We start from the raw sequence: 24,416 nt of genomic DNA, 5'->3' as shown, positions 1-24,416 counted from the left end.
GTCGGTCCGAAGCCCCCTCGTCCCTCCCGCTCCGCTGCACGTGTGCAGCCGTCGGCTAGGGTCTCTGCGTGCCGCTGCGCTGCCTCCTCGCCCTGGTCGCGGGGCTCGTGCTGGCGGCCGCCTTCGAGCCGGTGGGCCACTCCTGGCTCATGCCCCCGGCGATCGCGGCGCTCGTGTTCTCCGTGCGCGGCCTGCGACCGGGCCGGGCCTGGGTCCCGAGCCTGGTCTTCGGCGTCGCGTTCACCTTCTCGGTCATGGTGTGGATGCGCTCGGTCGGGACGGACGCGTGGATCGCCATGTGCGCGATGGAGTCCGCGTTCTTCGTGCCCCTGGGCGTCGGGCTGGCGTGGAGCCTGCGGATGCGCGCCTGGCCCGTCCTGGCCGCCCTCTGGTGGGTCGGCATCGAGACCTGGCGCAGCGGCTTCCCGTTCAGCGGCATGCCGTTCGGCCGCCTCGTCTACGCGACCGCGGACACCCCGTGGGCCGACGCTGTGCCGTGGATCGGGATGACCGGCACCAGCTTCCTCGTCGCCCTGACGGGCACCACCCTCGCGTGGCTGCTGCTCCGGGTGCGCACGCCCGCACCGCGGACGTACGCCGTCGCGGCAGCGCTCGCCGCTGCGACGCTCGCGCCGGCGCTCTTCCCCTTCCCCGTCGAGCAGTCCGGCACGGCCACCGTGGCCGCCGTGCAGGGCGACGTGCCGGGCACCGGGCTCAACGTCCCGGCGGTGCACCGGGAGGTCACCGCCAACCACGTCCGGCTGACGCAGCAGCTCGCCGACGCCGTGGCGGCCGGCGAGGCGCCGGAGCCCGACTTCGTCGTCTGGCCGGAGAACTCGACGGCCGTCGACCCGTTCCTCGACACCGGGGTCAACGACGGCATCGTCGCGGCCTCCGACGCCATCGACGTGCCGATCATCGTCGGCGGGACCAACAGCGACCCGGTCGACGAGACCCGGGTGCTCAACCAGGGGATCGTCTTCCGGCCGGGCCTCGGCGGCGGCGACCGCTACACGAAGCTGCACCCCGTCCCCTACGGCGAGTACATCCCGTTCCGCGGCAGCAGCCTCATGCCCTCGACCTACGGCCGCCTCACCGAGGTGCCGCGCGACATGGTGCGGGGCACCAGCCTGGAGCCGCTGCGCGTGGGGGACCTGCTGGTGGCCGACGCCATCTGCTTCGACGTCGCCTACGACGACGGCATCGCCGGCCAGGTGGGCCGCGGCGCCGAGCTGGTGACGGTGCAGACCAGCAACGCGATGTTCAGCCGCACCGGGCAGCTGGCCCAGCAGTTCGAGATCAGCCGGCTGCGCGCGCTCGAGACGGGGCGCTGGGTCGTGGTCGCCGCGATCAACGGCATCTCCGGCGTGGTGCGGCCCGACGGGTCCATCGCCTCCTCGGTGCCCGCCCGCGGCCAGGAGGTGCTGGTGGAGACGGTCGGGCTCAGCACGACCACCACGCCCGCCGTGCGCCTCGGGACCTGGCCGGCGCGGCTCACCCTCGTGTTCCTCGTAGGTCACACGCTGTTCGTGCTGGTGCCCTATCGTCGCACCCGGCGGCGCGACCGCGCCGCGACGGCAGCCGACGGAGCGAGGTAGCAGGGCGTGGCAGTGGAAGGCCTCGGCCGTTGCGTGATGGTCGTCCCGACCTACAACGAGGCGGACAACCTCGAGTGGATCGTCGAACGGCTGCGGGCGGCCCAGCCCGGCGTCGACGTGCTCGTCGTCGACGACAACAGCCCCGACGGCACCGGTGTCCTGGCCGACAAGCTCGCCGACGCGGACCCTGCCGTCCGGGTCGTGCACCGCACCGAGAAGGCCGGCCTGGGCGCCGCGTACCTCAACGGCTTCGCCGTCGCGCTCGAGGCCGGCTACGACGTCATCGGCGAGATGGACGCCGACGGCTCCCACCAGCCCGAGCAGCTTCAGCGGCTGATCGACGCGCTGCACACCGCCGACCTGGTGATCGGCTCCCGCTACGTTCCCGGCGGGTCGGTCGTCAACTGGCCGGCGCAGCGGCTGCTGCTCTCCCGTGGCGGCAACCTCTACGTCCGGCTGCTGCTGGGCATCCGGGTCAAGGACGCCACGGCGGGCTTCCGCCTGTTCCGGCGGGCCACGCTGGAGGCGATCGACCTTGGCTCGGTGCGGTCTACTGGATACGTGTTCCAGACCGACCTGGCCTACCGCACCCTGAGCCGCGGGCTGCGCCTCACCGAGGTGCCGATCGAGTTCGTCGAGCGCGAACGCGGCGACTCCAAGATGAGCGGCCAGGTCGCCAGCGAGTCGCTCCGGCTCATCACCCGGTGGGGGCTGTCCGAGCGTCGGGCGCAGCTGCGCAGGAGCAGGGAGCGGGCATGAGCGCATCGGCGTCGCTCCGCACGGGTCCCCGCCGCTCCCGCCGCTGGCTGCGGCCGGCCCTGGCCGCGGCGTTCGTCGTTGTCCCGCTCGTCGAGATCTGGGCGATCCTGCAGGTCGGCCGGCTGGTCGGTCCCTGGTGGACCATCGTGCTGCTGGTCCTCGACAGCCTGCTCGGCGCGTGGTTGGTCAAGCGCGAGGGCGGACGCGCGTGGCGGGCACTGCGTGAGGCGCTGCAGCACGGGCGCATGCCGGCCCGCGAGATCGCCGACGGTGCGCTCGTCCTCATCGGCGGCACGCTGATGCTCAGCCCCGGCTTCGTGCTCGACCTCGTCGGCATCCTGTTGATCCTGCCGTTCACGCGGCCGGTCGCCAGGCGACTGCTCACCACGGTGGTGGAGCGACGCCTCGTGGTGGCGCCCCTCGGCGCCGCCGGCGCCTTCGGCGCCGGGTTCGGGCCGCGAAATGCCAGCCGCCCCGGACCGGGCGGCGAGGGGCCGGTGGTCCGGGGCGACGTGGTCGAGTGAGACGTGGTCGAGTGACGCGTCAGGGGAGCGGCCGGCTCAGCCGACGCGCTTCTTCTTGTTCGCGCGGTGCAGGTGCGCGGGACCGATCTCGCCGCCGCGCAGCAGCTCCAGACGCTCCTTGAGGATGTCCTCGAGCTCCTTCTCCGAGCGACGCTCGAGGAGCATGTCCCAGTGCGTGCGCGCGGGCTTCTCGACCTTCTCCTCCGGCATGATGCCTGCCGTGCTCAGCGCCTCGGCGCCGCAGCGCGGGCACTCCCACACGGCCGGGATGTCGGCCTCGACCGACATCGTGACCTCGAAGTCGTGTCCCTGCTTGCAGCGATAGCCGACCTGCTGCCGAGCGGCGAACTCGATCCCGCGCTCGTCCTCGAAGCTCTGACCACCAAGCCTTGCGCCACGTAGTGTGCGCTCCGCCACCGTGCCCACCTCCAATGGGTTGCTGAAACCCGCTGTTGTGTACCGGGTCAAGGATGAGACGAGCCGGACCGGGGTCCCTGAACGCCGCTCGTGACGACGCGGCCCGTCTCCTTCGATCTTCAACGGTAGCGGGGGCGTCACAATTCCGCGGATTCGAGCGTGCCCTTCGCACGCTCAGGCGAGACCAACCTCACCCGCAGGGGTACGGCGCGCTCCGAGCGGCGCGTGTCCGCCCGTCCGGGCTGCGCCCGGGGGCTCAGATGACCGCGGGCACCTCGTTGCCCGCCTCGCGGATCCCGCGGGCGGTGTCCACGCGCAGCAGCAGCAGGCCGCCGATCACGAAGAAGACGATGAGCGCGAAGATCGCCGGACGGTAGGAGCCGGTGAACGTGTAGACCAGGCCGAACACCAGGGTGCCGAACCACGAGGTCCCGCGCTCCATCGCGTGGTAGAAGCTGAAGTACTCGGCCTCCTTGCCCCGCGGGATGAGCAGCGAGAAGTACGACCGGGCCAGCGCCTGGGTGCCGCCGAGGACGACGCCGATGGCGACGCCGAGGGCCACGAGCGGCAGGAGGGACTCCTCGGGGATGAACAGGGCGGCGGTCACGATGAGCATCCACACCACCAGGCCGCCCAGGATGGTCGACTTCGCGCCGCGGCGGGCCGCCACCCGGCCGAACAGCAGCGCCCCGCCGACCGCGACGAACTGCACCAGCAGGTAGACGCCCAGCATCGTCCCCTGGGGGAACCCGAGCTCCTCGACGCCGTAGACCGACGCCTGGCTGATGACGGTCTGGATGCCGTCGTTGAAGAAGAGGTAGGCCAGCAGGAACGTCAGCGCGACCGGGTAGTTGCGCATGTCCTTGAGCGTGGCCCACAGCTGTCCGAAGCTGCGCTGCACGACGCCGCCCTCGACGTGCTCGACGTGCGCGGGCGGGTGGTTGCGCAGGCCCCGGAACGGGATGAGCGTGAACGCCGCCCACCACACCGCCGCGGACAGCAGGGAGATGCGCACCGCCATCCCCTCGGTGAGGCCGAACGTGTCGTGGAGGCTCACCAGCACGAAGTTCAGCGCGAGCAGCAGGCCGCCGCCCGCGTAGCCGTACGCCCAGCCGCGCGTGGAGACCCGGTCCCGCTCCGACTCGCTCGAGATGAGGGGCAGGATCGCGTCGTTGAACACCGCCGAGGCGCCGAAGCAGAGGTTCGCCAGCACGAACGTGATCGCGCCCAGCTGCCAGTTGTCGCCGGACATGAAGAACAGCAGTCCCGCGAAGAAGGCGCCGGCCCAGGCGAAGCCGGCCAGCATGTCCTTCTTGCGCGAGGTCCGGTCGGCGACGGCGCCCAGCAGCGGCAGCAGGACCGCGGAGACGAGCGTGGAGAACGTCACGACGTACGCCGGCAGCGCCCCGGGGGCGACGTCGAGGCCGAGCACCGACACGCGGTCGTCGACCGCGGCCTCCTCGGCGATGGCGATGAGGTACGGCCCGAACAGCACGCCGGAGACCGTGGTGGCGAAGGCGCTGTTGGCCCAGTCGTAGAAGTACCAGGCCTTCTGCTCGCGTGCCTGCTCGAGCGGCTCCAGGTTGGCGATCCCGCCCCCGACCCCGGTCATGCGTCCCCCTCCGTACGTCCCTCGGCGGGACCGTGCCACTGTCCGCGGGCGCGGAGCACGTCCCTGAGTATGTCGGTGCGATCGGTCATGACGCCGTCGACACCACGGTCGAGGAGGATGTTCATCTCGGCCGGGTCGTCGATCGTCCACACGTGCACCTGGACGCCGGCCGCGTGCGCCCGGCGCACCAGGCCGGCCGACGCCACGACGAGGGGGCCGCGGCGGTGCGGGACCTGCAGCGCCACGGGCCGCCCGCGGGTCAGGAGCCGCGCGAGGCGGGCGCTGGGGGAGACGACGTACGCGACGACCTCGAGCGGGTGTGCCGAGGTCGCGACGCGGCCGCGGGTGCGCCTGCGGAAGGCGTTCATCCGGCGGGCGGAGAACGACCCCACCAGCACGCGGTCCCAGGCCTCGCGGTCCTCGACGAATGCGGCCAGCGCCTCGACGGCGCCGTCCGACTTGAGGTCGATGTTGAACCGGGCGGCGGCGAAGGCGTCGAAGAGCTGGGCGAGCGTCGGCACGCGCTCGCTCCCCCCGATGAGGGCCTCCCGCACCTCGGCGTACGTCGAGTCGGCGATGCTGCCGGTGCGGTCGGTGACGCGGTCGAGGACCGTGTCGTGGAAGGCCAGCAGGACGCCGTCGCTCGTCACGTGGACGTCGGTCTCGAGGTACGTGTAGCCGAGCCGCACCGCGTGCGCGAACGCGGCCAGCGTGTTCTCGAGGCCCTCGATCTCGGGGTGGTAGGCCCCGCCGCGGTGCGCGAACGCGAGCGGGCGGGGCGAGTCCAGGTAGCCGCTCGCAGGGGGGCGCGGCGCGCTCACCGGGCGGCCCCCGCGGCGTCGTCGTACGGGGGAACGGGGCGGGGGCGGGTGAGGACGTCGCGGGCTGGGCTCACGCGAGAAGTATGGAGGCGGCGGTACCGTCGGAGGATGGAGAGCATGACGTGTCCCCGGTGCGGTGTCGAGATGGACGAGAAGACCCTCGGCGAGGCGACGGTCAGCCAGTGCCCCGAGGGGCACGGGGTGTTCCTCTCGCGTGCCGATCTCGGCGTGCTGATCGAGGCGGAGAACGACTGGCACGCCCAGGCCGGCCAGCACACCGCCCCGCTGCCGCGCATCACCGCCGACATGACCGCGCCGCCGGTCACGGGCCGGCAGTCGCGCGCCTGGGTGGAGACGCTGTTCGGCTGAGCTCTCGCGCGCGCCACGGGGGGCCTCGGCAGCAGCGCCGGGGGTCGAGGACCTCCGGGCGGCCCGGACCTCGCTCGCGGGTCGTGAACTTCTGGGGGTGTGCAGGCCCCCGGAAGTTCGGAATCCCCCGCTTAGGCGGGGGATTCCAAACCGGCCAGCCCTCAGATGTCGCGGAAGGTCTCGATGTTCGCGCCGAGCTCGTTCAGGCGCTCGGCGAGGTCCTCGTAGCCGCGGTGGATGACGTACGTCGAGCGCAGCACGCTGCGGCCCTTCGAGGCGAGCATCGCGATGAGGAGCACCACCGCGGGGCGCAGCGCCGGCGGGCACACGATCTCGGCGCCGGAGAAGTGCGTGGGGCCCTCCACGAGCACCCGGTGCGGGTCGAGCAGCTTGACCTGCGCGCCGAGCTTGTTGAGCTCGGTGAGGTAGATCGCCCGGTTCTCGTAGACCCAGTCGTGCAGCAGGGTCTGGCCCTCGGCGGTCGCGGCGATGACCGCGAAGAACGGCAGGTTGTCGATGTTGAGCCCGGGGAAGGGCATCGGGTGGATCTTGTCGAGCGGCGCGCGCAGCTCGGAGGGATGGGTGGTGATGTCGACCAGCCGGGTCTCGCCGTTGAGGGCGGGGTACTCCGCCGAGCGGTCGTAGCGGAAACCCATCTCCTCGAGCGTGGCGAGCTCGATCTCGAGGAACTCGATCGGCACCCGGCGGATGGTGATGGACGACTTGGTGACGATGGCCGCGGCCAGGAGCGACATCGCCTCGATCGGATCCTCGGCGGGCGCGTAGTCGACGTCCACGTCGATCGTCGAGCGACCGGTGACCTTCAGCGTGGTGGTGCCGATGCCCTCGACGACGACGCCCAGCTTCTGCAGGTAGAAGCAGAGGTCCTGGACCATGTAGTTGGAGGAGGCGTTGCGGATCACCGTCGTGCCCGGGTGCAGCGCGGCGGCCATCAGCGCGTTCTCCGTGACGGTGTCGCCGCGCTCGGTGAGCACGATCGGCCGTTCCGGCTCCAGCGCGCGGTTCACGCTCGCGTGGTAGGCGCCGTCGGTGGCCTTGACCTCGAGGCCGAACGGGCGCAGCGCCGCCATGTGCGGCTCGACCGTGCGGGTGCCGAGGTTGCAGCCGCCGGCGTAGGGCAGCTCGAACTCCTCCGCCCGGTGCAGCAGCGGGCCGAGGAACATGATCACCGAGCGGGTGCGTCGCGCAGCACCCTCGTCGATCTGCGAGAGGTCGAGGTCGGCCGGGGGCACGATCTCGAGGTCGTTGTCGTCGTTGAGCCAGCGGGTCGCCACCCCGAGCGAGTTGAGCACCTCGAGGAGGCGGTTGACCTCCTCGATGCGCGCGACCTTGCGCAGCGTCGTGCGTCCCTTGTTGAGCAGCGACGCGCACAGCAGCGCGACGCCGGCGTTCTTCGAGGTCTTGACGTCGATCGAGCCCGACAGCGTCGTCGGGCCGTCGACGCGCAGGTGCGTGGGGCCCGCGCCGAGGGCGACGATCTCCGAGTCGAGCGCCGCCCCGATGCGGGCGAGCATCTCGAGGGAGAGGTTCTGGTGGCCCTTCTCGATGCGGTGGATGGCACTCTGGCTCGTGCCGAGGAGCTCGGCGAGCTGGTGCTGGGTGAGTCCCCGGTGCTTGCGAGCGTCGCGGATCAGGTTGCCGATACGACCCTTGTAGTCAGCCATGGCACCACGATATCTCAGATATGAGATAGCGCCATTCGGCGCGCGTGCGCGTGGCTCGGGGGAGCGTGGCAGGATCGCGACCATGCGCGCCACCACCATCCACGCCCCCGGGGACATCCGCTTCGAAGAGGTCCCGGACCCCGTCATCCAGGAGCCGACGGACGCGATCGTCAAGGTCGTCGCCGGCTGCATCTGCGGCTCGGACCTCTGGCCCTACCGCGGCGAGAACCCCGTCCGGGCCGGCAGCACGATCGGCCACGAGTGCGTCGGCGTCGTCGAGGAGGTGGGCTCGGACGTCTCCAGGACGAAGGTGGGCGACTTCGTCCTCGTCCCGTTCTGCCACTGCGACAACACCTGCGCGCACTGTCGCGCCGGCGTCCAGTCCGCGTGCGTCAACCTCGGGATCACCCAGAGCGGGCAGGGGGAGTACGCCCGCGTCGCGCAGGCCGACGGGAGCCTGGTGGCGACCGACGGGATGCCGGACGAGCGCCTCGTCCCGTCCCTGCTCGCGCTCACCGACGTGATGGCCACCGGCTGGCACGCCGCGGTGGCGGCCGGCGTGCAGCCCGGGCACACGGTGGTCGTGGTCGGGGACGGCGCCGTCGGTCTCAGCGGCGTGCTCGCCGCCGCGCAGCTCGGCGCCGAGCGGGTGGTGGCGATGTCGCGCCACGAGCCGCGCCAGGAGATCGCCCGCGCCTTCGGCGCCACCCACGTCGTCGCCGAGCGCGGCGAGGAGGGGGAGGCGCGGATCGCCGAGCTGACCGCCGGCGTGGGCGCCGACGCGGTGCTCGAGTGCGTGGGCACCGACGCCGCGATGAGCACCGCCTTCGCGGTCGCGCGACCGGGATCCACCGTCGGTTTCGTGGGCGTGCCGCACGGGGTCGAGCCACCGGTGCGCCGGATGTTCCAGAAGAACGTCGGCCTCGCGGGCGGGATGGCACCGGTGCGCCGCTACCTGCCCGACTTGCTCGAGCGCGTCCTGTCCGGGGCGATCGACCCGGGCAGGGTCTTCGACCTGACGCTGCCGATGGCGGAGTCCGCCGAGGGCTACCGGGCGATGGACGAGCGGCGCGCGATCAAGGTGCTGCTGCAGCCGTGAACGGGTCCGCGGAGGCGTTGCGGCTCGGGCCGCTGCTGCGCCACGTCGACGACACCTCCGCGGCCGTGTGGGTGGAGACCGAGGGCCCCGCGACGGTGACCGTGACCCGGGGCGAGACCTCCGCCGACGCCCGGACGTTCCGCGTCCACGGTCACCACTACGCCCTCGTCGAGCTCGACGGGCTGAAGCCGGGCACGACCGAGGCCTACACCGTCGCGGTCGACGGGCGCACCGTGTGGCCGGAGCCCGCCTCGCCCTTCCCGGCGCCGGTCATCGCGACGCTCGAGCCGGGCCGGCCGCTCCACCTCGCCTTCGGGTCGTGCCGGACCTCGGTCTCCCACGACGCGAAGGGCAACCGCAGCCACGGCGTCGACGCCCTGCGGGCCTGGGCGCTGCGCGTCGCCGCGCAGGTCGACCCCGCCGACCCCGACGACCCGGACCTCGCCGCGGACCGGCTCCCCGACCTGCTGCTCTTCCTCGGCGACCAGGTCTACGCCGACGAGACGACCGACGAGATGCGCGACTTCATCGAGTCCCGCCGCGACATCGACCAGGCGCCGTGGACCGAGCTGCAGGACTACGAGGAGTACGCACACCTCTACCGGCTCGCGTGGTCGGACCCGGCGAACCGCTGGCTGCTGTCGACCGTGCCCAGCGCGATGATCTTCGACGACCACGACATCCGCGACGACTGGAACACCTCGCTGGAGTGGCGTCGCGAGATGGAGGCGACGTCGTGGTGGCACGGGCGCATCGTCGGCGGGCTCGCGTCCTACTGGGTCTACCAGCACCTCGGGAACCTGTCGCCCGCCGAGCGTGCGGAGGACGAGGTGTACGCGCAGGTGCGGGCCCATGCCGGCGACGAGGAGCGCGACCTCGGACCGCTGCTCGACGCGTTCGCCGAGCGGGTCGACCAGCAGCCGCACACCTACCGCTGGAGCTACACCCGCGAGTTCGACACGCAGGCGCGGCTCGTCGTCGTCGACTCCCGCGCTGCCCGGCGGCTCGAGCCCGAGTCGCGGGCGATGCTCGACCCCGACGAGGCGGCGTGGCTCGACGACCAGATGCGCGGCGACGTCGACCACCTGTTCATCGCCACGTCGCTGCCGTTCCTCCTCGCGCGCGGCCTGCACCACCTCGAGGCGTTCAGCGAGGCGCTGGCCGCGGGAGCGTGGGGCGACCGCGGCGCCCGGACCGGCGAGAAGCTGCGCCAGCTCGTCGACCTCGAGCACTGGGGCGCGTTCCAGAGGAGCTTTCAGGAGGTGGCTCACCAAGCCCTGGCGGTCGCGGCGGGGCAGCGCGGCGAGGCGCCGGCCACCGTGACGTTCCTGTCCGGGGACGTGCACCACAGCTACGTCACCGAGGCGCGGGCCGCCGCGGGCGGTCCGCCCCTGCGCTCGACGATCCTCCAGGCGGTGTGCTCCCCGATCCGCAATCCGCTCTCGCGGAACCTGCGCTTCGCCACGGCCGTGCTGTCCTACGGCGTCGCCGGCCCGGTGGGGCGCCTCGCCTCCCGCTCGACGCGCGTGCCCGACGCGCCGCTCCGGTGGACGTACGCCGAAGGACCGTGGTTCGACAACAACCTGGCCCTCCTCCGGCTCGCGGGGCGCGGCATGCGGCTGTGGTGGGTGACCGGGGAGGTCGTCGACGACCACGCGCGGCCCCGGCTGGCCAAGGTCGAGGCCTACGAGCTCGACGAGGACGGCAACGCCCCGCCCCGCGGCGGCGTCGTCGCGAAGGTCCGGCGGCGGGTCGGGCGGCGGGTCGCCGACGGCTCGGTGCGTCAGCGCTGAGGACCGCGCGGCCGGGACGGCCCTGGGTGGTGGGTCGGGTGGTGCGTCAGGTGGTGCGTCAGGTGGTGGTGAGCACCCGGTCGCGCCCGTGCGCGCAGTCGCAGGTGTCGGAGCACGGCAGGTAGGTGTGCCGCCCGTGTCCGCACCCGGCGCACGGCAGGTCGTGCGAGAGGTGGTCCGTGCTGGTCTCGACGGTGTCCCACATGCGGCCCCCACAGGTCGGTGTCTTCGCGATGTCCTCCACGTGACGTCCACGGTGACACCCGATGACGCCCCGAGGGCGCGAACACCGCCGCGATCGACCGATCTGGGGCAGGAATGACCCGTTCGGGCCATGCCGGCTGGCCCGTGCGCGCGGTGCCTCCGCACGGTCCCTCGCCGCCTAGGATCGCGCCATGGGAGCCGACGGGGGAGCCGATGCGCGGGGCGAGGTCACGCTGTCGCCGCGGCAGGCCCGGCGGATCGCCGTACGCGCGCAGCTGCTCGCGGCCGACAGGCCGACCGACGTGCTGGACACCGTGCGCCACCTCGGGTTCCTGCAGGTCGACCTGACCCAGGTGGTCGCCCGGCACGCCGACCTCGCCCTGTGGACGCGGCTGGGGGAGGGGTACGAGCCCGAGGACCTCGAGGAGCTGGTGGGTGACGGCGCGGTCGTCGAGCTCGCGGGGATGCTGCGCCCCAGCGAGGACGTCGCGCTGTTCCGGGCCGACATGGAGTCCTGGCCCGGGCGTCCCCCGCTGAGGGAGTGGCAGGAGGAGCTCCGCGACTGGGTCGCCGCCAACGACGGGTGCCGACGGGAGATCCTGGCGGTGCTGCGCGCCGAAGGCCCCACCCCGGCCCGGGACCTGCCGGACAGCTGCGAGGTGCCGTGGCGGTCGACCGGCTGGACCGACAGCAAGAACGTGATGAAGCTCCTCGAGTACATGGAGGCACGTGGTGAGGTGGCCGTCGCCTCCCGCGAGGGCCGCGAGCGGCGGTGGGACCTCGCCTCGAGGGTGCACCCCGGCGACCCCGCCGTGCCCGCCGAGGAGGCCCACCGCATCCTGGCCGCGCGGCGGCTCCGCGCTCTCGGCATCGCCCGTCCCCGCGCCATCGAGGCCTGGCAGGAGCCGTTCGACGTGCGGAACACCGGCGTCGGCGCGCGCGTCGAGGGCGTACGCGGTCGCTGGCGGGTCGACCCGGAGCGCCTGGCGGACCTCGACGACTTCGAGGGCCGAGCGGCGGTCCTGTCGCCGCTCGACCGCCTCATCTTCGACCGGAGGCGGATAAAGGAGCTGTTCGGCTTCGACTACCAGCTGGAGATGTACAAGCCCGCAGCGAGGCGGCGGTGGGGCTACTGGGCCATGCCGGTCCTCGACGGCGACGAGCTGGTGGGCAAGGTCGACGCCACGGCCGACCGCGAGGGCGGCGTGCTGCTCGTGGACGCCGTGCACGAGGACGGCGACTGGTCCTCCGCCCGGCGACGGCGGGTCGACGCCGAGGTCGACGCCCTCGCCGCGTGGCTGGGCCTGGAGCCCGTTCGCGCCTGAGTCACGCGAGACCGAGCGCCGCTGCCAGCCGCTCGGGCTCGGCCACCGCCAGCGTCGCGCCGGGATGGGTGATCGTCGCCGTGGGGTCGATGGCGGGCACCGGCTCGTGGAACGTCACGCAGAGGGCGCGCTCGCCGTTGGTGGTGAAGGAGACGCCGCGGTCGCTCAGCGACAGGTGCGGTGGGCCGGCCGTGCGGATCCACCGGAAGTCGCCGGTCACCTCGGCGGAGGCCACGTTGCTGCGGGGGGTGACGAGCCGCCAGGGCCCGTAGCGCACGTAGAGCCACTGCGGGCCCACCTCGACGGTCGTGGTGCTCGGCGTCACGCCGAACGCGCGGCCGGCGAGGGCGTACGCCGGCGCGAACGCGAAGTCGAACGACGCGACCGCCTCGGCGGGTGCCTGCCCGCCGGTCGTGGCCCGCACCAGCCGCCGCAGCGCCGCGACCGCCGGGAGGCGGTACGGCTGGAGCACGGTCGCCGCCGGTCCCGGCACCCGGAGCACGGCCCGGCTGCCGCCGCCCGGGGCGGGCAGCACGTGGTGGTCCATCCGCACGGCTGCCCGACCGCGACCCACGCTCCATGACCACGACCGCAGCTCGTGGTCGACGTCGAGGATCCGGAAGTCGACCGTCACGCCGGCCGGGCCGTGGACGCGGCCGCGCGTGCCGGGGGCCAGCACCGCGTCGTCGGCCTCCACGCTCCTCATCTGCGGCGCCCAGCCGGGCCAGGCGTCCGGCTCGGTGAACCGACGCCAGACGTCGCTGGCCGGTGCGGGTCCGTGTGCCTCGACGAGCATGTCGGCAGCCGGGCCCTGGTCAGAGCTCGACGGTGTCGTTGTCGCCCATGTCGGGGCGGCTGTCGCTCACCAGCCCCTTCACCAGCTGCACGGCAGCGGTGGCCTTGCCGGGCGACTCCCAGTACTCCGCGGTCGCGCCGTCGACGCGCAGCGCCACGTTGGCGTGGTCCTCGGGACCACCGGACATCCACGTGTCGGCGGAGGCGTCCCACAGCTCCGCGACCTTCGCCCGGTCGTCGCTGACCGTCGCGGTGCCGCTGAGGGAGACCCAGCCGTTGTCGCCGTGGTAGGTGACGTTGACGCGCGGGTCGGCCTGGATCGCACGGACCTTGTCGGTGTCGCGCTCGGTGAGGAACCACGTGGTGCCGGGATCGGTGAAGTCACGCGTGGCCATGGGCGTGGAGACGAGGGCGCCGTCGAGCGACACGTAGGTCAGCACGGCGATGTCGGTGGCCCGCATGAGCTCCGCAACGGTCGAGATCTGGTCGTCGTGTGTCGTCATGCTTCGACCCTCGCACGGTGGACAAACCCTCACCTCATCCTGCCGGGCGGGTGCGGTCACACTCCTGCCCGCTCGGCCGTCGTACTGGCAGGATGGCCCGCAGCCGCCGGGCGGGCAGCGACCCGGCGGGCGGACGGCTCGAGGGCTCGACGGCTCGAGGGCCGAAGGACGACGGGGAGAGCGCAGCATGACCACACACCCAGCCGACGACCACGCACTGATCCGGGTCGTGGGGGCCCGGGAGAACAACCTCAAGGACGTGACGGTCGAGCTGCCGAAGCGGCGGCTCACCGTCTTCACCGGGGTCTCGGGGTCCGGCAAGAGCTCGCTGGTCTTCGCCACCATCGCGGCGGAGTCCCAGCGCCTGATCAACGAGACCTACAGCGCGTTCGTGCAGGGGTTCATGCCGTCGCTCTCGCGCCCCGACGTGGACCACCTCGAGGGGCTCACGACGGCGATCATCGTCGACCAGGAGCGGATGGGCGCCAACCCGCGCTCGACCGTCGGCACCGCGACCGACGCCAACGCGATGCTGCGGATCCTCTTCAGCCGGCTCGGCGAGCCGTACGTCGGCCCGCCGACGGCGTACTCCTTCAACGTCCCGACCCGCAAGGCGAGCGGGATGATGACCACCGAGAAGGGCGGCCGCACCGAGCGGCGCATCGCCAAGCAGGAGGTCTACCTCGGCGGCATGTGCCCGCGCTGCGAGGGCATGGGCAAGGTCAACGACATCGACCGCACTGCGCTCTACGACGAGGACAAGTCGCTCTCCGATGGCGCGCTGACGGTGCCCGGCTACTCGATGGACGGGTGGTACGGCCGGCTCTTCGAGGGCATGGGCCTGCCGATGGACAAGCCGATCCGGTCGTTCACCAAGAAGCAGCTCGAGACGATGCTGTGGGCGGAGCCGACCAAGATCAACGTCGAGGGCGTCAACCTCACCTTCAACGGCATCATCCCGCAGATCCAGAAGTCGATGCTGTCGAAGGACCCCGAGGCGATGCAGCCGCACATCCGGCGCTTCGTCGAGCGCGCGGTCACCTTCCAGACGTGTCCGGAGTGCGAGGGCACCCGGCTGACGCCGGAGGCGCGGGCGTCGAAGATCGCCGGGAAGTCGATCGCCGACCTGTGCCAGATGCAGATCAGCGACCTCGCCGAGTGGGTGCGCCGGCTGGACGAGCCCTCGGTGGCGCCCCTCCTCGCGGGCCTGCAGCACCTGCTGGACTCGTTCTCCGAGATCGGGCTCGGCTACCTGTCGCTCGACCGGCCGGCCGGCACGCTGTCCGGCGGCGAGGCGCAGCGCACCAAGATGATCCGGCACCTCGGGTCCTCGCTGACCGACGTCACCTACGTGTTCGACGAGCCGACCATCGGCCTGCACCCGCACGACATCGAGCGGATGAACAACCTGCTCCTCCAGCTGCGCGACAAGGGCAACACGGTGCTGGTGGTCGAGCACAAGCCGGAGACCATCGCGATCGCCGACCACGTCGTCGACATCGGACCGGCCGCCGGCTCCGCCGGCGGCACGATCTGCTTCGAGGGCGACGTCGACGGGCTGCGCACGAGCGGCACGATCACCGGCACCCACCTCGACGACCGGGCCCGGCTCAAGGACGCCGTGCGTGGGCCGACCGGCGCGATGGAGGTCCGCGGCGCGAGCACCCACAACCTCAAGGACGTGGACGTCGACGTGCCCCTCGGGGTGCTCACCGTCGTCACGGGCGTGGCCGGGTCGGGCAAGAGCTCGCTGGTGCACGGCTCGCTCGCCGGCCGCGAGGGGGTCGTGGTCATCGACCAGGGCGCGATCAAGGGGTCGCGCCGCAGCAACCCCGCCACCTACACCGGGCTGCTCGAGCCGATCCGCAAGGCCTTCGCGAAGGCCAACGGCGTCAAGCCGGCGCTGTTCAGCTCCAACTCCGAGGGCGCGTGCTCGACGTGCAACGGCGCGGGGGTGATCTTCACCGAGCTCGGCCCGATGGCGACCGTCGAGTCGCCGTGCGAGGAGTGCGAGGGCCGCCGGTTCAAGGCCGAGGTGCTCGAGCACACCCGGGGCGGCAAGGACATCGCGCAGGTGCACGAGATGTCGGTCGTCGACGCGCTCGCGCACTTCGGGCAGGGCGAGGCCCGGATCCCGGCCGCCGTGACGATCCTGGAGCGGCTCGTCGACGTCGGGCTCGGCTACATCACCCTGGGACAGCCCCTGACGACGCTGTCGGGCGGCGAGCGGCAGCGCCTCAAGCTGGCCGTGCAGATGGGGGAGAAGGGCGACGTCTACATCCTCGACGAGCCCACCACCGGCCTGCACCTGGCCGACGTGGAGAACCTCCTCGCGCTGCTGGACCGCCTCGTCGACTCCGGCAGGTCGGTCATCGTCATCGAGCACCACCAGGCGGTGATGGCCCACGCCGACTGGATCATCGACATCGGGCCGGGCGCCGGCCACGACGGCGGCACCGTCGTCTTCGAGGGCCCACCGGCCGAGATGGTGGCGGCCGCGGAGCCGACGCTGACCGGCAAGCACCTCGCGGCCTACGTCGGCGCCTGATGCTGCTGCTGCACGGCCTCGGCGCCACGGGCGCGGTGTGGCGCGGCTACGACGGCGTCGGGCCCGACCTGCCCGGTCACGGGACCGCGCCCTGGGAGCCGACGTACTCCTTCGAGCGGTGCGCCGACGCGGTGCGCCCGCTGCTCGAGCGCTTCGACGGCCCGGTGCCGCTGGTCGGGCACTCGATGGGCGGGGTCGTCGCCCTGGCGCTTGCCGCCATGGCCCCGGAGCGGGTGGCGGGCGTCGTGGGCCTCGGGATCAAGGTGGCCTGGTCGCCCGATGACGTGGCACGTGCGGCTGCGGTGGCGCAGCGCCCGGTGGCGACGTACGCGACCCGGGAGGAGGCCGCCGAGCGGTTCCTCCGCGTCTCCGGGCTCGCGGGCCTCGTCGCTCCCGACGACCCCGCGGTCGGCACCGCGGTGGTGGGGGAGGGGAGCGGCTGGCGGCTCGCCCAGGACCCGCGCACCTTCGGCGTCGGCGTGCCGGACGTGCCGGCCCTGCTGGCGGCCGTCGACTGCCCGGTGGTGCTGGCGCGCGGCGAGCACGACCCGATGGTCAGCCACGCGGAGCTCGCCGCGCTGGTCGCCGACCCGGTGACGCTGCCCGGGCTGGGTCACAACGCCCACGTCGAGGACCCGGCGGCCGTGCAGGCGCTGCTGCCCTGACCGGCGCGCGGCCGGCGGTGGTCAGGACTGGCAGACCGGGCACCAGTAGAGCCGCCGCGAGGCGATCTCGGCGTCCTGCACGGGCGTGCCGCAGATGCGGCACGGCAGGCCGGTGCGGCGGTAGACGTAGTGCGCGTCCTCCCGGCGGGGGCTGCCGGTGCGGCGCTCGCGGTCCTCGCGCCGGGTGGTGATGATGCGCCCGACGCGCACCCCAGCCCGCATCAGCACGACCAGGTCGTCCCACAGGGCGTGGAGCACCGCCGCGTCGTGGTCCCGGCCCGGGCGGAACGGGTCGAGCCGGTGGCGGTAGAGCACCTCGGCGCGGTAGACGTTGCCGATGCCGGCCACGACCGACTGGTCCATCAGCAAGGTGGCGATCGGCGTGCGGCTGGTGAGCACGCGGGTGACGAACGCCGTCACGTCGGGGCGGCGACGCAGCGGGTCCGGCCCCAGGCGCGCGAGGATCCGCTTGCGCTCGGCAGCGGTGAGGACCTCGCAGGCCGTCGGCCCGCGCAGCTCCAGCCAGTGACCGCCGCCGACCAGGCGGAGCCGGAGGGCGCCGCGGGCCGGGGGAGCGGGGAGCACGCCGTCGTCGAACGTGCCGTAGAGGCCGAGGTGGACGTGCAGCCACAGGTCGCCGTACTGGTGGAACAGGTGCTTGCCCCACGCGTCCGTGCGCTCGAGGATGCGGCCGTCGAGCAGGCGCGCGCCGTCCTCGAAGCGGCCCTGGGGGCTGTCGGCGGCCACCGGGTGGCCGACGAGCAGCCGGGCATGGCGACGGGCGAGGCGGTGGATGGTGTGTCCCTCTGGCACGCACCGATGCTCGCCCACCGGGCAAGGGACCGGGCACACCCCTCGGGTGCCAGACTCGCCGCCATGACCCGCACGAGCCTCCGCGACGCCGTCGCCTCGCGTGCCGTCGTCCTCGACGGCGGCCTCGCCACGCTGCTCGAGCGGCACGGCCACGACCTGTCCAGCGACCTCTGGTCGGCCCGGCTGCTCCGTGACGAGCCCGCGGCCGTCGAGGCCGCCCACCGGGAGTTCTTCGCCGCCGGCGCCGAGGTCGCCACGACGGCGTCGTACCAGGTCTCCTTCGAGGGCTTCGGCGCGCAGGGCGCGGACCGCGGGGAGGTCGCCGCCGTGCTCCGGCGCAGCGTCGAGCTGGCCGCGGCGGCACGGGACGCCGTGGCGCCGGGCGGCTGGGTCGCCGCCTCGGTGGGCCCGTACGGCGCGGTGCTGGCCGACGGCTCGGAGTACCGCGGCGACTACGACCTCGACGTCGCGGGGTTGCGGGCCTTCCACCGCCCGAGGCTCGAGGTCCTGGCCTCGACCGTCGGCTCGGGTGCGGACGTCCTGGCCGTCGAGACCGTGCCGTGCCTGGCCGAGGTGGAGGCCGTGCTGGCGGAGCTCGACGGCACCGGCGTCCCGGCGTGGCTGTCGCTGTCGGCCGCCGACGGCCGGACCCGGGCGGGCGAGCCGCTGGCGGAGGCGTTCGCCATGGCCGCCGACGTGGCGGAGGTGATCGCGGTGGGGGTGAACTGCACGACACCGGCCGACGCGGGGACGGCGGTCCCGCTCGTCGGTGATCGACGCCCGGCCGTGGTCTACCCGAACTCCGGCCAGTCGTGGAACGCCGCCACTCGCATGTGGGAGGGCCGCTCGGCCTTCCACGCCGCCGACGTGGCGGGCTGGGTCGCCGGCGGCGCGCGGCTCGTCGGCGGGTGCTGCCGCGTCGGGCCCGAGGACGTCTCGTCCCTGCGCCTGGCGCTCGGCCGGGTCAGCGGCAGCTGAGCACGTCCAACGATTGTGGAGGATCCGCGTCACTGGATGACCCCGATGTTCCACGATGTCACGTCAGGGCTGGCTGCACCTCGGGCCGACGATGAGCGCGGCCGCAACGCCTGGCCATGTCGCCGATAACTGACATTATGTCATTATGCATGGGCGTCGGGCCCCAGTTCCTCTCCCTGCCCTGCCCCCCGTTCCTTGGTCCGGTCTGCTCTGCTGAGGACATGACCGTTCGACTGGCGCTGCTCGGCGACTCCATCGCGTGGGGGCAGGGAGCGAGCCGGGACCGGGAACGGCTGGGTCCGCGTCTGGTCGACGGCCTTGCGGTGCGCGGCGTCGACGTCGAGCTCGCGACGTACGCCGTGCCGGGCGCCCGCAGCGCCGGGCTCGCCGCGCAGGTGGACGCCGCCCTGCGGTGGTCCCCGCAGCTGGCCGTGGTCGTCATCGGCGCCAACGACCTCACCCACCGCGAGCCGGTCGACCGGGCGGTGGCCGCGCTCGCCGACGCCGTTCGCCGCCTCCGCGCCGCCGGCAGCGAGGTCGTGGTGGCACCCGCACCCGACCTCAGCGCGGTCCCCCACGTGCCGCCGTACCTGCGCGACGTCGTCCGTGCGGCCGGCGACGTGCTGCGCGAGCGGCAGTCGGCTGCCGTGCTGGCCGAGGGCGGCCGCGTCGCCGACGGCGACCAGCGAGCCTCCCGGGCGTTCGGCACGGATCCCTCGCTGTTCTCCGCCGACCGGTTCCACCCCTCGAGCGCCGGCTACGCCGTCATCGCCGATGCGATGCTGCCGGCCGTCGAGGCGGCGGCCCGCGACGTCGTCGGCCGCCGGTGATCCCTCACGTCCAGTAGAGCACCCGGCACTGCGGCAGCCGCCGGCCGAGCTCGTCGTCGAACCACGTCCGCAGCTCGGCCATCACCTCGCGGGGGTAGACGTGCTTGCTCGTGCCGAACTTGCCGCGCTTGACCGAGCGTCGCGCCTCGTCCATCTCCAGCGTGGTGCGTGGGTACCACCCGAGCAGGACCTCCTTGCTCGACGCGGTGAAGCGGTGGGTGATCAGCTCGGCGGTCAGGTCCGGCGCCGGTACGTCGGCCACGGCCTGCTCGACGAGGTCGAGGAGGTGGCCGTAGTGGTCGCGCCAGCCCTCCAGCGGCATGATCGGCGCGATCGTCAGCCCGACCGGGTAGCCCGCGAGGGCGAGCCGGCGGAGCGCGTCGAGCCGCTGCTCGAGCGTGCTGGTGCCACCCTCCCAGCGCCGGGTCACGGGCAGGCAGTTGACGCTGAAGCGCACGCGCGTGCGGCCGGCGTGCGGCAGGTCGAGGAAGCGGTCGACGTCGCCGTACTTCGTGGTCCACCGCAGCTGCACCGGCGCGTCCCAGGCGCCGAAGTGCTCGATCGCCCGCTGCCAGCTGCCGGTGAGGTGGTCGAGGGCGAGCGGGTCGGTGTAGCACGAGGCCTCGAACGTCGTCCCCTCCTCGCTGCGGGCGGCCGAGCGGCTGGTGACGGTGCCGGTCCCGACGTAGTCGGCGAGGCCGTCGAGGATGCCGTCGAGGTCGGCGTAGACCCGGGTGACCGGCGGCCCGGACAACGAGCCTGCGAGGTAGCAGTACTGGCAGTGCGCCGGGCAGCCCTCGGCGAGGTCGACGCGCCAGTCGGCGCTCGGTGCGATGGGCTGCAGCCGACGCCGGCTGGGTGGGCTGACCACGATGGCCATCGTCGACTTCGCCCGCGCGTAGGTCTCCCGGTCCGACTCCCCCCGCACCCCGGTCAGCCGGTTCGCGCGCAGCCGCTCGACCTCGATGCCGAGCGCCTCGACCCGAGCCACGACGCGCTGCCCGTGCGGCTCGTCGAGCGCGGCGGGGGTGACCACGACGCGCTTGGGCACCCAACGCCGCGCCGGGCGGCTGGGCGGCGCCAACCGGGACAGGTCGATCTCGGTCGTGGCCTCACCGCTCGCGCTGTGCGGCAGGGGCTGGACGTCCAGCGCGAGCGGCACGCCGAGGTCCACGTCCGGCGCGCCGGCGGATTCGTCGGGCATCTCACGAGGTTCCCTCCCCCGGGCCCGGTCATGCCCCGTCCGCGCCGCCGGGTGCCCGCGTGATCGGCGCTGCACGGGGTACCGGGCGTCATGTCGAAGCTCGTGATGATGTTGCTGGTGGTGCAGGTGGTCGTCGGGTCCTACCTGTTCATGTCCGTCGCCTCGTCGAACTCCCGGTCCAGCACCGCCCGCGCCACCCGCCTGCCGTCCCTCGTCGTCTTCGGACACTCGATGCTCGGCATCATCGCCCCGGTGTGGTGGGTCGCGTGGCTGCTCACCGCCGACAAGATGTGGGTCTGGGTGACGCTCGGCTCGCTGCTGGCGAGCGTGGCCGGAGGGCTCGTCATGGCGGCCCGGACGTTCGGGCACTCCGACACGCTGCACAAGCCGGCCGCCGACCCGGCGGACGTGCGAGTGGTCGAGAAGCAGATCCCCAAGTCGGTGCTCCTCGGCCACGGCCTCGGAGCCACCGCGCTCGTCGGCCTCGTCCTGGTCGTGGGCCTGACTTCCTGACCGCCTGGCCGCCTGATCGGGCCGCTCCCCCTACGGTGGGGCCATGGCCCACGACCCGAGCGCGATCCCGGCGTACGACCTCAACGACGGCACCACCATCCCGGCGATCGGCTTCGGGACCTACCCGCTCAGGGGCGAGGACGGCACCGCGGCGATCCTGAGCGCCATCGAGGCCGGCTACCGGCTGCTCGACACGGCGGTGAACTACGAGAACGAGGTCGAGGTCGGCGAGGCGGTCCGACGCTCGGGCCTCCCCCGCGAGGAGATTCTGGTCGCCAGCAAGATCCCCGGCCGCCACCACGCGTACGACGACGCCATCGCGTCGGTGCGCGGCTCCCTCGAGCGGCTCGGCGTCGAGCGCACCGACCTCCACCTCATCCACTGGCCGAACCCCGGCCAGGGCAGGTACGTCGAGGCGTGGCGCGCGCTCGTCCAGCTGCAGAAGGACGGCCTGGTCCGCTCCATCGGCGTCTCGAACTTCACCGCGGAGCACCTCGAGCGGATCATCGACGACACCGGCGTCACGCCGGCGGTCAACCAGGTCGAGCTGCACCCCCGGTTCCCGCAGGCCGGGATGCGGGAGGTGCACGAGCGGCTCGGCATCCGCACCGAGGCGTGGAGCCCCATGGGCAAGCGGCGCGCGCCGCTCGAGGAGGACGTCGTCACCTCGGCCGCGGCGGCGCACGGGGTCTCCCCCGGCCAGGTCATCCTGCGCTGGCACGTCCAGCTCGGCTCGCTGCCGATCCCCAAGTCCGCGGACCCCGCGCGCCAGGCGCAGAACCTCGACGTCTTCGGCTTCGAGCTCACCGACGACGAGGTGGCGGCGATCTCCGGGCTGGCCGAGCCCGACGGCCGGCTGTTCGGCGGCAACCCCGACACCCACGAGGAGATGTGAGCAGCCGCTGGCTACCATCGGCGCCATGTCGACCCCCTCACCCCTGAAGCGCCTCGCCTCCGTGGCCGCGTGCCTGTCCGTCCTCACCCTCGCCGCGTGCGGCAACGAGGCCGACGGGCAGGGCACCGCCACGGACACCTCCAGCGAGAGCCCGAGCGCGAGCGGGTCACCCTCCGCCTCCGGCGAGACGACCACCTGCGAGTACCCCACCGACGGGCAGGAGCCGGCCCGCGACGTCGAGGCGCCCGACGCGGAGGCGCAGGCCGAGGGCACCGTCCCGGCGACCATCACGACCAACTTCGGCGACATCGGCATCACCCTCGACGCAGCCACCACGCCGTGCACGGTGAACTCGTTCGTGTCGTTGGCCGAGCAGGGGTTCTACGACGACACCCCGTGCCCGCGCATCGGCGACCAGGAGGGCTTCGGCATCCTCCAGTGCGGCGACCCGACCGGCACCGGCTCCGGCGGCGCCGGCTACTCCTTCGCCGACGAGCTGAGCGGCGACGAGACCTACCCGGCCGGCACGCTCGCCATGGCCAATGCGGGCCCCGACACCAACGGCTCGCAGTTCTTCCTCGTCTTCCGCGACTCGCAGTTCCCGCCCGACTACACCGTCTTCGGCACCATCGACGACGCCGGCCTCGAGGTCATCGACGCCATCGCCGCCGAGGGCAACGACGGCGCCCACCCGGCCGGTGGTGGCACCCCGAACAAGGAGGTCACCATCGAGGAGGTCACGGTCGGCTGACCCGGTCGTACGCCACGTCGGCGCCCAGCTGCACCGTGCGCGAGACCGTGCACAGCCGGTCGCGCGACATCTCGATCGCCGCCTGCAGGCGGGCGCGGGCCACGTCGCCCTCGCGGCCCTCGGGGAACGCGACGTCGAACGACACCCGCAGGCCCGTCAGGTGGTTGCCGTGCTCGTCGCGCACCTTGCGACCCTCGGCGCGCACGTCGAACCTGGTGCTGGACGTGCGCTTGTGCGTGATCGCCTCGACGTCGAGGGCGCTGCACCCGGCGATCGCCGCCAGCAGCAGCTCGACCGGGGTGAAGTCGGGGTCCTCTCCCCCGGTGCCGAAGAACGTCTCGCCACCGCGGGCGTTGGTGGCCTTGAAGCGGGCCGGCCCGATGCGGGTGAGCTCGACGCTGCGCAGGGACGGGTCGGTCTGGTCGCTCATGGCGCTCACCCTGCCAGAGCGAGCAGGGACCACGACCGGCGACCAGCTCGCCGGTCCGCCCAGCGGCCGGGGCCCGCTGCGGCCCTGCCCGCGCGGGTCAGCGGGTGCTGCGGCGGGCCGCGCGTCGGGCGCGGCGCTCCTCGCGACGGGCGATCTCCACGTTGCGCAGGAGGGCACGGTCCTCGGCCGATCGCGCTCGTGCATCGACGAGGCTGATGGCGAGGTGCAGCTGCGGGTTCATGGGGATCTGTCCTTCCGGGGGCGTCCTGGCCCCCACGTGAGCGAGCGAAGATGTAAGACGTAGCCGCGCCGTTGCGGCTCTTACATCGTACGGCGGCTCCCACCGGCGTTTGGTATCGACGAGCGGGTGATCTCCGCCACCGGACCGGCGGCGCTCGCGAACGCCTCCGGGCTAGGGTCGAGGCGTGACCACCGATCGAACACGACGGCCCGGCCCCTCGGTCCGGACACGTGTCGTCGAGCACGCCGGGCCGGACCCGGTGTCCCGCGAGGACCGGCTGATCACCGAGGAGCCGCTCGAGATCCGCGTGCGCGCGGCCGGCGTCGAGCCGCGCCGCGCGTGGGTCACCATGCGCACCCCCGGCCACGACTTCGAGCTGGCCGCCGGCTGGCTGGTCAACGAGGGCCTCGCCACGCAGGACGGGCTGGTCCAGGTCGCCTACTGCACCGATGCGGACCTGACGCCCGAGCAGGAGTTCAACGTCGTGACGGTGACCCTCGCCGGCGGCGCCGAGCTCCCCCACCGCCACGTCGCCGCGTCGGCCGGGTCCTCCGCCTGCGGGGTGTGCGGGAAGGACAGCGTCAGCGAGGCGCTCGCCACGCGGCCGGCGGCGCGATGGTCGGGCGACCGGCCCGCCGCGGACGTCGTACGCCGCCTCCCCGACGCGCTGCGTGAGCGCCAGAAGCTGTTCGCGCGGACCGGCGGCGTCCACGCGGCGGGCTTGGCCGACGCGGACGGCACGCTGCTCGTGGTGCGCGAGGACGTGGGCCGCCACAACGCCGTCGACAAGGTCGTCGGTGCGCGGGTGCTGGCCGGCGAGCCACCGGCGTCGGCCTGCCTCGTGCTGAGCGGACGCGTCGGGTTCGAGCTGGTGCAGAAGGCCGCCGCCAGCGGCATCGGGTCGATCGTCGCCGTCGGCGCCCCGACCAGCCTGGCCGCCGCCCTGGCCCGGGAGGCCGGCATCGACCTCTGGGGCTTCACCTCCGGACGTCGCACGGTCAGCTACTCCTGACCCCCGGGCACCGATCCCGGCCACCACGGCGT

26 protein-coding genes are annotated in these 24,416 nt (G+C 73.2%); 15 read left to right on the top strand and 11 right to left on the bottom strand.

Features of this window, described 5'->3' with window-relative positions; all coding sequences use genetic code 11:
* The first annotated feature begins 68 nt into the window (after positions 1-68).
* From lnt to J3P32_RS15345, 3 genes are read left to right on the top strand one after another with little or no spacing between them, the layout of a single operon-like run.
* Positions 69-1,598, top strand: coding sequence for an apolipoprotein N-acyltransferase (gene lnt, locus J3P32_RS15355; RefSeq protein ID WP_210440928.1), 1,530 nt, complete (start codon positions 69-71; stop codon positions 1,596-1,598).
* A 6-nt stretch (positions 1,599-1,604) separates the two neighbouring features.
* Positions 1,605-2,357 carry a polyprenol monophosphomannose synthase gene (locus tag J3P32_RS15350; protein WP_374222535.1) on the top strand — a complete coding sequence of 251 codons (753 nt, stop codon included), beginning with the start codon at positions 1,605-1,607 and terminating at the stop codon, positions 2,355-2,357.
* Entirely contained in the window at positions 2,354-2,881 is a 528-nt protein-coding gene (locus J3P32_RS15345) for an FxsA family protein (RefSeq protein WP_210440927.1), read from the top strand. Before J3P32_RS15350 ends, J3P32_RS15345 begins: the two co-directional genes overlap by 4 nt.
* Positions 2,882-2,917: 36 nt before the next feature.
* On the opposite strand, the gene J3P32_RS15340 is transcribed toward J3P32_RS15345, so the two are convergent.
* The 3 genes from J3P32_RS15340 to J3P32_RS15330 all read right to left on the bottom strand — a co-directional run bounded on the left by J3P32_RS15340 (position 2,918) and on the right by J3P32_RS15330 (position 5,731).
* Positions 2,918-3,298, bottom strand: a complete 381-nt coding sequence (locus tag J3P32_RS15340; protein ID WP_210440926.1) for an RNA polymerase-binding protein RbpA — start codon at positions 3,296-3,298, stop codon at positions 2,918-2,920.
* A 256-nt stretch (positions 3,299-3,554) separates the two neighbouring features.
* The gene (locus J3P32_RS15335) at positions 3,555-4,910 is read right to left on the bottom strand and encodes an MFS transporter (protein WP_210440925.1); all 1,356 of its coding nucleotides are present in this window, start codon (positions 4,908-4,910) and stop codon (positions 3,555-3,557) included.
* On the bottom strand, positions 4,907-5,731 hold the full coding sequence (locus J3P32_RS15330; protein ID WP_307807865.1) for a glycerophosphodiester phosphodiesterase: 825 nt from the start codon (positions 5,729-5,731) through the stop codon (positions 4,907-4,909). The genes J3P32_RS15335 and J3P32_RS15330 overlap by 4 nt, the downstream gene beginning before the upstream one ends.
* Before the next feature lie 117 nt (positions 5,732-5,848).
* Between J3P32_RS15330 and J3P32_RS15325 the strand changes: the two genes are divergently transcribed.
* Positions 5,849-6,100, top strand: a complete 252-nt coding sequence (locus J3P32_RS15325; protein WP_210440924.1) for a TFIIB-type zinc ribbon-containing protein — start codon at positions 5,849-5,851, stop codon at positions 6,098-6,100.
* Positions 6,101-6,261: 161 nt separating this feature from the next.
* Here J3P32_RS15325 and J3P32_RS15320 read toward each other — a convergent pair whose 3' ends face one another.
* Positions 6,262-7,785 carry a helix-turn-helix domain-containing protein gene (locus tag J3P32_RS15320; protein ID WP_210440923.1) on the bottom strand — a complete coding sequence of 508 codons (1,524 nt, stop codon included), beginning with the start codon at positions 7,783-7,785 and terminating at the stop codon, positions 6,262-6,264.
* Positions 7,786-7,867: 82 nt separating this feature from the next.
* Between J3P32_RS15320 and J3P32_RS15315 the strand changes: the two genes are divergently transcribed.
* Together J3P32_RS15315 and J3P32_RS15310 are read left to right on the top strand one after the other, a co-directional pair.
* A complete protein-coding gene (locus J3P32_RS15315) occupies positions 7,868-8,884 on the top strand; it encodes a zinc-dependent alcohol dehydrogenase family protein (protein WP_210440922.1) in 1,017 nt (338 codons plus the stop codon).
* Positions 8,881-10,677, top strand: a complete 1,797-nt coding sequence (locus J3P32_RS15310; protein ID WP_307861720.1) for an alkaline phosphatase D family protein — start codon at positions 8,881-8,883, stop codon at positions 10,675-10,677. The genes J3P32_RS15315 and J3P32_RS15310 overlap by 4 nt, the downstream gene beginning before the upstream one ends.
* A gap of 58 nt (positions 10,678-10,735) precedes the next feature.
* On the opposite strand, the gene J3P32_RS15305 is transcribed toward J3P32_RS15310, so the two are convergent.
* Positions 10,736-10,921, bottom strand: a complete 186-nt coding sequence (locus J3P32_RS15305) for a hypothetical protein (RefSeq protein ID WP_210441671.1) — start codon at positions 10,919-10,921, stop codon at positions 10,736-10,738.
* A 151-nt stretch (positions 10,922-11,072) separates the two neighbouring features.
* On the opposite strand from J3P32_RS15305, the gene J3P32_RS15300 reads away from it, so the two are divergent.
* Positions 11,073-12,206 carry a DNA glycosylase AlkZ-like family protein gene (locus J3P32_RS15300; RefSeq protein WP_210440921.1) on the top strand — a complete coding sequence of 378 codons (1,134 nt, stop codon included), beginning with the start codon at positions 11,073-11,075 and terminating at the stop codon, positions 12,204-12,206.
* Between the two features lies 1 nt (position 12,207).
* Here J3P32_RS15300 and J3P32_RS15295 read toward each other — a convergent pair whose 3' ends face one another.
* Positions 12,208-13,002 (bottom strand): SRPBCC family protein, encoded by a 795-nt coding sequence (locus tag J3P32_RS15295; RefSeq protein WP_210440920.1) that lies wholly within the window; start codon positions 13,000-13,002, stop codon positions 12,208-12,210.
* 19 nt (positions 13,003-13,021) lie between these two features.
* Positions 13,022-13,504, bottom strand: coding sequence for a pyridoxamine 5'-phosphate oxidase family protein (locus J3P32_RS15290; protein ID WP_210440919.1), 483 nt, complete (start codon positions 13,502-13,504; stop codon positions 13,022-13,024).
* Between the two features lie 187 nt (positions 13,505-13,691).
* Here J3P32_RS15290 and J3P32_RS15285 point away from each other — a divergent pair, with 187 nt between their 5' ends.
* Complete coding sequence (locus J3P32_RS15285) at positions 13,692-16,052, top strand: ATP-binding cassette domain-containing protein (RefSeq protein ID WP_210440918.1); 2,361 nt, start codon at positions 13,692-13,694, stop codon at positions 16,050-16,052.
* On the top strand, positions 16,052-16,717 hold the full coding sequence (locus J3P32_RS15280; protein ID WP_210440917.1) for an alpha/beta fold hydrolase: 666 nt from the start codon (positions 16,052-16,054) through the stop codon (positions 16,715-16,717). Before J3P32_RS15285 ends, J3P32_RS15280 begins: the two co-directional genes overlap by 1 nt.
* A 21-nt stretch (positions 16,718-16,738) precedes the next feature.
* Here the strand turns inward: J3P32_RS15280 and J3P32_RS15275 are convergent, their stop codons facing one another.
* A complete protein-coding gene (locus J3P32_RS15275) occupies positions 16,739-17,530 on the bottom strand; it encodes an Fpg/Nei family DNA glycosylase (RefSeq protein WP_210440916.1) in 792 nt (263 codons plus the stop codon).
* A gap of 63 nt (positions 17,531-17,593) precedes the next feature.
* Between J3P32_RS15275 and mmuM the strand changes: the two genes are divergently transcribed.
* Both mmuM and J3P32_RS15265 read left to right on the top strand, forming a co-directional pair.
* Positions 17,594-18,508, top strand: a complete 915-nt coding sequence (gene mmuM, locus J3P32_RS15270; RefSeq protein ID WP_210440915.1) for a homocysteine S-methyltransferase — start codon at positions 17,594-17,596, stop codon at positions 18,506-18,508.
* A 221-nt stretch (positions 18,509-18,729) separates the two neighbouring features.
* Entirely contained in the window at positions 18,730-19,338 is a 609-nt protein-coding gene (locus J3P32_RS15265) for an SGNH/GDSL hydrolase family protein (RefSeq protein ID WP_210440914.1), read from the top strand.
* A gap of 4 nt (positions 19,339-19,342) precedes the next feature.
* Here the strand turns inward: J3P32_RS15265 and J3P32_RS15260 are convergent, their stop codons facing one another.
* Positions 19,343-20,542 (bottom strand): SPL family radical SAM protein, encoded by a 1,200-nt coding sequence (locus J3P32_RS15260; protein ID WP_246851228.1) that lies wholly within the window; start codon positions 20,540-20,542, stop codon positions 19,343-19,345.
* A 90-nt stretch (positions 20,543-20,632) separates the two neighbouring features.
* Here J3P32_RS15260 and J3P32_RS15255 point away from each other — a divergent pair, with 90 nt between their 5' ends.
* Genes J3P32_RS15255 through J3P32_RS15245 form a run of 3 tightly spaced genes read left to right on the top strand, consistent with a single transcriptional unit; the run spans position 20,633 to position 22,701 of the window.
* Positions 20,633-21,055: a hypothetical protein gene (locus J3P32_RS15255; RefSeq protein WP_210440913.1), complete on the top strand. Its 423-nt coding sequence runs from the start codon at positions 20,633-20,635 to the stop codon at positions 21,053-21,055.
* A gap of 43 nt (positions 21,056-21,098) precedes the next feature.
* Positions 21,099-21,950: an aldo/keto reductase gene (locus tag J3P32_RS15250; protein WP_210440912.1), complete on the top strand. Its 852-nt coding sequence runs from the start codon at positions 21,099-21,101 to the stop codon at positions 21,948-21,950.
* A gap of 25 nt (positions 21,951-21,975) precedes the next feature.
* Positions 21,976-22,701: a peptidylprolyl isomerase gene (locus tag J3P32_RS15245; RefSeq protein ID WP_210440911.1), complete on the top strand. Its 726-nt coding sequence runs from the start codon at positions 21,976-21,978 to the stop codon at positions 22,699-22,701.
* Here the strand turns inward: J3P32_RS15245 and J3P32_RS15240 are convergent.
* Positions 22,688-23,131: an OsmC family protein gene (locus tag J3P32_RS15240; protein ID WP_210440910.1), complete on the bottom strand. Its 444-nt coding sequence runs from the start codon at positions 23,129-23,131 to the stop codon at positions 22,688-22,690. The two genes, J3P32_RS15245 and J3P32_RS15240, sit on opposite strands and share 14 nt — an antisense overlap.
* A gap of 97 nt (positions 23,132-23,228) precedes the next feature.
* Positions 23,229-23,372: a hypothetical protein gene (locus J3P32_RS15235; RefSeq protein ID WP_210440909.1), complete on the bottom strand. Its 144-nt coding sequence runs from the start codon at positions 23,370-23,372 to the stop codon at positions 23,229-23,231.
* Between the two features lie 184 nt (positions 23,373-23,556).
* Between J3P32_RS15235 and J3P32_RS15230 the strand changes: the two genes are divergently transcribed.
* Positions 23,557-24,384, top strand: coding sequence for a formate dehydrogenase accessory sulfurtransferase FdhD (locus J3P32_RS15230; RefSeq protein WP_210440908.1), 828 nt, complete (start codon positions 23,557-23,559; stop codon positions 24,382-24,384).
* The last annotated feature ends 32 nt before the right edge of the window (positions 24,385-24,416 follow it).

Source organism: Nocardioides xinjiangensis (assembly GCF_017916385.1).
GTDB classification, from domain to species: Bacteria; Actinomycetota; Actinomycetes; order Propionibacteriales; family Nocardioidaceae; genus Nocardioides; species Nocardioides xinjiangensis.
The sequence above is the reverse complement of the archived record's forward strand: the minus strand, read 5'-3'. Positions and strand labels throughout refer to the sequence as shown.